The organism is Streptomyces sp. NPDC051105 (assembly GCF_040682795.1).
Taxonomy (GTDB): Bacteria; Actinomycetota; Actinomycetes; order Streptomycetales; family Streptomycetaceae; genus Streptomyces.
Map to the genome: position 1 here is coordinate 1 of NZ_JBFBBR010000070.1, position 1453 is coordinate 1453.

The following is a 1453-nucleotide window of genomic DNA, read 5'->3' on the forward strand; positions in this document are numbered from 1 at the left end:
CTAGTAGGGCTTGGTCAGGTCCGTATTGGTGTTGGTATGTCGCGGTGGCAGGTGGGGCAGGCGCCGGTCCAGAGGGCGAGGAGTGTCTGCAGCTCGCGGACGACTTGGTAGAGGCTCAGGCCGGCCCCGCGTCTTTTGGGGCTCGGGCCAGTCGTTGCAGGGTGCAAAAGGCGTGCGCGACGGAGACGAGGGTGACGTGGTGGTGCCAGCCGTTCCAGGTGCGGCCCTCGAAGTGGGCAAGTCCCAGGGCCTGTTTCATCTCCCGGTAGTCGTGTTCGATACGCCAGCGGAGTTTGGCGAGGCGGACCAGTGTGGTCAGGGGCATGCCGGAGGGCAGGTCGGACAGCCAGTACTGCACCGGCTCGCTCTCGTCGGCGGGCCATTCGGCCAGCAGCCAGCACACGGGCAGTTCCGGTCCGTCGGCCATCTGTCGGACCTCGCGTCCAGCAGGCCGGATGCGCAGGGCCACGAAGCGGGAGTACATCCGCTTGCGGCCCGAGCGGCCCGTGCCGGGCCGGGAGCCCTCCCGCCACTGCACCGGCCTGGCCGCTTTCCGCCCCGCCGCGATGACCAGCTCCTTCACGGACCGCGGCCTGTCGGGATACTTCGCCACCGGCGGGCGTCCCGTCCCGGAGTACGGCTCGGCCACCGGCACCGCGTCAGCGGGCTGGGCGCAGAGCGTGGTGGAGATCCCCACCACGTAATTCAGGCCGCGGGCCTGCAGTCCGTGCCGGAAGGCGGCGGCGTCGCCGTATCCGGCGTCCGCGACGGCCAGCGGCACCTCGAGTCCCCAGGAGCGGGTCTCATCGAGCATGTCCAGGGCCAGCTGCCACTTCTCCACGTGCCCCACATCGTCCGGGATGCCGCAGACGGCACGGCGGGCGATCTTGTCGGCATCGGCCTTCGGAGATGCGGGATCCCACGTCTGGGGCAAAAACAGCCGCCAGTTGACCGCCGCCGAGGCGTGGTCGCAGGCGAGGTGGAGCGAGACGCCGACCTGGCAGTTGGTGACCTTGCCCCCGGTGCCGGTGTACTGCCGCGACACGCATGCCGAGGCGCTCCCGTCCTTGAGGAACCCGGTGTCGTCGAAGACCAGGGCCTCGGGCCCGATCGCCTCCTCCATCCGCCAGGCGAGCTGGGCCCGGATGTGTGCCGGGTCCCAGGGGCTGGTGGTGATGAAGTTGGCCAGGGCCTGACGATTGCCGTCCTCCCCGAGCCGGGCGGCCATCGGCTCGACCGACTTACGCTGTCCGTCGGTCAACAGCCCCCGCAGATAGACCTGCCCCCACCGGCGCTGATCCTTGCGCGCGAACGGCTCGAACACCTCCGCCGCGAACGCCTCCAACTCACCACGCACCGCAGCAATCTCGTCCGGAGTCACACACTCCCAACGCCACACCGAGCCGACAGGACACGCACCGCCCCAGCCGACCTGACCAAGCCCTACTAGTGC

General features: G+C 69.8%; 1 protein-coding gene. It reads right to left on the reverse strand.

Features of this window, described 5'->3' with window-relative positions; genetic code table 11:
* Positions 1-115: 115 nt before the first annotated feature.
* Positions 116-1381: an IS701 family transposase gene (locus tag AB0N16_RS41765; protein WP_365806030.1), complete on the reverse strand. Its 1266-nt coding sequence runs from the start codon at positions 1379-1381 to the stop codon at positions 116-118.
* Positions 1382-1453 lie beyond the last annotated feature (72 nt).